The sequence below is a fragment of the Microcoleus sp. AT3-D2 genome (genome assembly GCF_036705715.1).
Lineage (GTDB): Bacteria > Cyanobacteriota > Cyanobacteriia > Cyanobacteriales > Microcoleaceae > Microcoleus.
The window spans coordinates 1-4,558 of record NZ_JAUBVE010000145.1; the positions used below are offsets into that span (position 1 = coordinate 1).

General features: G+C 40.3%; 4 protein-coding genes. 2 read left to right on the forward strand and 2 right to left on the reverse strand.

Annotated elements, in window-relative coordinates:
* Nucleotides 1-56: 56 nt before the first annotated feature.
* Nucleotides 57-362, reverse strand: a complete 306-nt coding sequence (locus QUB44_RS30065) for a hypothetical protein (RefSeq protein WP_333373415.1) — start codon at nucleotides 360-362, stop codon at nucleotides 57-59.
* Nucleotides 363-603: 241 nt separating this feature from the next.
* Between QUB44_RS30065 and QUB44_RS30070 the strand changes: the two genes are divergently transcribed.
* Nucleotides 604-1,887 carry a glutamate-5-semialdehyde dehydrogenase gene (locus QUB44_RS30070; RefSeq protein WP_333373418.1) on the forward strand — a complete coding sequence of 428 codons (1,284 nt, stop codon included), beginning with the start codon at nucleotides 604-606 and terminating at the stop codon, nucleotides 1,885-1,887.
* Nucleotides 1,888-2,085: 198 nt separating this feature from the next.
* Here the strand turns inward: QUB44_RS30070 and QUB44_RS30075 are convergent, their stop codons facing one another.
* Complete coding sequence (locus tag QUB44_RS30075) at nucleotides 2,086-3,471, reverse strand: response regulator (RefSeq protein ID WP_333373421.1); 1,386 nt, start codon at nucleotides 3,469-3,471, stop codon at nucleotides 2,086-2,088.
* Between the two features lie 356 nt (nucleotides 3,472-3,827).
* Between QUB44_RS30075 and QUB44_RS30080 the strand changes: the two genes are divergently transcribed.
* A partial coding sequence (locus QUB44_RS30080; protein WP_445299938.1) for a PDC sensor domain-containing protein occupies nucleotides 3,828-4,558 on the forward strand: 731 nt, incomplete at its 3' end.

A 4,558-nucleotide genomic window follows, 5' to 3' on the forward strand; every position in this document is an offset into this window, starting at 1 on the left:
CAACAAACTACATTGAAATTTAGTCAGATTTAACTGTAGCATATTCGGGGTTCCAGTTAAGATGCGTTTACCCTGGGAGTATTGTAGAGCCAATTTTGGCTTAAGTCCATCAAGTAAGGCGATAGGAAAAAAGCAGCGATGTTAAAAATCAGAGTTATGGGAAGTGCGATCGCCAATCCGGCGACTGGATCGGGACTGTTGAGAATCAAAACAGAGGCTAAGGATAGCGCTAACACCATACCAAACAGCAGGCTGATGGTGACGCTGGAAGCTAAAACGAGGTTTCCCCCAGTTTTCTGTATCAGTTTAACGCCGGCTTTGGCTGCTCGCCCTGCCTTGCGTAAAGGGGCGTGAGATGACATAATAATCTCCTAAGGTTATTGACAAATTGAAATGACCGTGGGATTTTATCTATACTTCACTGTTTTAACCTGTTAATGCGGATTGCTGTAAGGGGTCTCAACAAAAATACAGAATTTCCTTGAGAATTGTTAAGACTAAAAACCGCCCCAAAATTTATTTTTTGGGGGTTCAATTCAAAAGTCAAGACCGAAATCCCAAAACTCAAAACCCAAAACTCAAAACTATTTAAAACTTACTGCCATGTCTATTATTGAAATTGCCCAAAAAACGCGCGTATCTGCTAGAAAATTGGCAGTTTTGTCCGCTGATGCCAAAAATCAAGCTATTGAGGCTATAGCTAAAGCTTTAGAAGCTGCTGCGCCGGATATTTTGGCGGCGAATGCTGCTGACTGCAAGGCTGCCCAGGCGGATGGAATTGCGAAACCGCTGTACGATCGCCTCAAGTTGGATGAGAGCAAGTTGAAAAGTGCGATCGCAGGCGTGCGCGACGTTGCGAAACTCCCTGACCCGATCGGTGTCGTGCAAATTCACCGTGAATTGGATACAGGATTAATTCTGAAGCGCGTCACCTGTCCTTTGGGCGTTTTAGGCATTATTTTTGAAGCGCGCCCAGAAGCTTTAATTCAGATAGTATCCTTGGCAATCAAATCGGGAAACGGCGTCATTCTCAAAGGCGGCAAAGAGGCAGTCCGTTCCTGCGAAATATTGACAAAAGTGATACATCAAGCATTAGCAGAAACAGCGGTTAATCCCGCAGCCGTGCAGTTGCTCACCACGCGGGAAGAAACAATCGAACTGCTGAAAATGGATCAATATGTAGATTTGATTATTCCCAGAGGTTCTAATTCCTTCGTGCGCTTCGTGCAGGAAAATACACGAATTCCCGTGTTGGGACACGCCGACGGAATTTGTCATTTGTACGCAGACAAAGCGGCGGATATTCAGAAAGCAGTAGAGATTTCTGTAGATGCAAAAACCCAGTATCCAGCCGCCTGCAATGCCATTGAAACCTTGTTAGTTCACAGTGCGATTGCCCCCGTTTTCTTGCCCGCTGTTGCCGAAGCTTTGCAGCAGAAAAAAGTCGAATTGCGTGGAGACGGAAAAACTCGCGCCATCCTCGAAAATATTGCCGAAGCAAATGAAGCGGATTGGTCTACAGAATACAGCGATTTAATTTTGTCAATCAAAATAGTAGATTCTGTGGAAGAGGCAATTAATCACATTAATACTTACGGTTCCCGACATACAGATGTCATTGTTACCGAAGACAGCGAAGTCGCCGAAAGTTTTTTAAATGGAGTAGATGCGGCCGGAGTTTATCACAATTGTTCGACTCGATTTGCCGACGGTTTCCGCTACGGTTTCGGTGCAGAAGTGGGGATTAGCACGCAGCAAATGCCGCCTCGCGGGCCTGTTGGTTTAGAGGGCTTGATTACCTATAAGTATCGAGTTGTTGGAGATGGCCATGTTGCCGCTAGTTATGTAGGGAAGGATGCGAAGGGGTTTACTCATCGGGATTTGTAAAAGAGTAATACCATTTGCGAAAAACCTTGCTACAAGAGCATTGAAAAAAGGGACAATACTACATTTTATCAACCCTGACAAATATTGCGTGAGTTTTGATAAATAGTATAATAACAAGGGTCTCATTGACCGAGTAGAGACGTTGCCTGCTCTGTCGGTTTAGTCTCCCATAAATTTGTTAATTCCTACGCTCTCCCTTTAGGCTAAAGGAATTTCAATAATGAACTCTGTCCCAACACCCTGTTCTGAAAAGCAACTCAGTTGACCATCATGTTTTTCTACAACAATCTGATGGCTAATCGATAAACCCAGTCCCGTACCTTTTTCTGCTGGCTTGGTTGTAAATAGATAATCAAATATTTTAGTGCATACCTCTTCCGGCATTCCCAAACCGTTATCTTTAATGTGAATAATGGCGAGATTTCGGTGGGGGTCAACTTCAGTGTAAATCGTAATTTGTCTAGGGTTTGCTTTAATTTCTGCCAAGTTTTGCTTCTGAAGAGAATCTTCTAAAGCATCAATGGCATTAGCAATAATGTTAATAAATACCTGATTTATCTGTCCGGGGTAGCACGGTACTAGAGGTAAATTTCCATATTTTTTAACGACTTCTATTTTCGGACGTGTATCATTTGCTTTTAATCGATGTTGTAGAATTAGTAATGCACTGTCAATCCCTTCATGCAGGTTAGCTTCTACTTTTGATGTACTATCAGCGCGGGAAAAAGTTCTTAAAGATACACTAATTTGACGAATCCGTTCTACGCCCACTTTCATGGATGAAATAAGCTCGGGTAAGTCTTGTATGAGATACTCTAAATCCACTTCTTCGGCACGAGTTGCAATCGCTGCACCTGGAGAGGGAAACTGTTGCTGATAAAGATGAACAATTTCTAATAAATCTTGAATATAAGTTTCAGCATGAGTCAGGTTTCCCTTGATAAAGCCTACTGGATTATTAATTTCATGAGCCACTCCAGCCACTAATTGACCGAGGGTAGACATTTTTTCGCTTTGGATTAATTGGAGTTGAGCTTGTTGTATGGTCTGTAGAGCTTGTTTTAGTTCAGAGGTTCGGTCTTCAACTCGTTTTTCTAATTCTTGATTCAATTGTTGTAAAGTTTTTTCTAAAGTCGTTTTTTCTTCAATTTTTTCTTGGAGCAATTGATTTTTGCTTGCCAGATCTTTGGTCAAGTTTCGCAACTCTAAATGAACTTGAATTCGAGCTAATACTTCTTCTTTTTGAAAGGGTTTAGTGATATAATCTACAGCCCCAAGACTCAACCCTTTGACTTTTTGATCGGTGTTGCCAAGAGCCGTCATAAAAATGATCGGGATTTCTGAAGTTGACGGGTTACTTTTCAGTCGAGAACAAGTTTCAAATCCGTCAATTCCCGGCATCATTATATCTAATAAAATTAAATCTGGGGTGACATATTCTATTTTTTGCAGCGCACTTTCTCCATCTTGAGCTACTAAAACTTCTAGTCCTGCCTCATCTAAAACGTTAAATATAACACCTAAGTTTGTAGGATTATCATCTACAATTAAGATAACGTTTTTTGAAAAAGATAAATTATTCATAAAGGTTTAGCCTTCTCCTTGGTTTTTACTTGGTTTTTAATTATAGGCTGCGTGGCGTCCTGACTATCTAAGCTGCCTGTTTGCAGAGCCAATCTGCAGCATAATTTTTCAATTACAAGCTGCATGACGTTCTGACTATCTAGGGGTCGGGAAAAAATTAACCTTGTCCCATTGGTGTATCATCATATTATAGTTCAATGAGGATGCTAACCAATGTAATCTTTTTTTTAAGTAAACTTTTTGTAACACACTCTAGTCTTATGACTTTCCTATCCCTTTCTCTACAGAAGAGTCCTACGTCTGGTGAAGATTCTCTTGCTCTCTAGTATAGACAAATACATTATTCCTAGAAAGTTATGCGTACAAATGTTTCTAAATTCCGAAAAATTCCGTTACGCCGTGTCTTAATTGTTCCTTTTGTTTTACAAATCTTTACAACCGTAGGGTTAACCGGATATTTTTCGTTACAAAACGGACAGAAAGCAGTTAATGATGTAGCAGGACAGTTACGCCGTGAAATTGCCACGAGAATTGAGCAGAATTTACAGACCTATCTTGATGCTCCCGATTTAGTTAATAAAATTAATGCTGATGCTGTTAGTTTGGGCCAATTGAGCATGGAAGATATGAGAGGGTGGGAGCGTCATATTTGGCGACAAAAAAATCGATTTAATAGCGTAAATGGCATAGTAATAATAAATGAAAAAGGTCAAGGTGTAGCTATTCAGACTAATGATGAAGGAAAGCTACAAATTTTATCAACAGTGACCATAAAAAATACGAATCAGCTATATATTTATTCTGTAGGCAGTCAAGGGGAAAGACAGAAATTACTCAAAGTTGTGAATAATTTCGATCCGCGAAAAATGCAAGTTTACCAACAAAGCTTAAAAGCTGGCAAACCTACCTGGAGTCCAATTTATTTTGGTCCCAATATTCATACGCCTGTAATGTCGAGAATTCAGCCAGTTGTTGACAAAAATGGAAAAGTTCTGGGCGTCTTATTTACAACTCTACGTTTATCTCTGATCGGTAATTTTTTGCAAACTTTAAAAGTTGGGAAAAGTGGACAAACTTTTATTGTCGA

Coding starts and splice junctions, on each gene's coding strand:
- QUB44_RS30065 (WP_333373415.1), bottom strand. CDS start 362: ATGTCATCTCACGCCCCTTTACGCAAGGCAGGGCGAGCAGCCAAAGCC.
- QUB44_RS30070 (WP_333373418.1), top strand. CDS start 604: ATGTCTATTATTGAAATTGCCCAAAAAACGCGCGTATCTGCTAGAAAA.
- QUB44_RS30075 (WP_333373421.1), bottom strand. CDS start 3,471: ATGAATAATTTATCTTTTTCAAAAAACGTTATCTTAATTGTAGATGAT.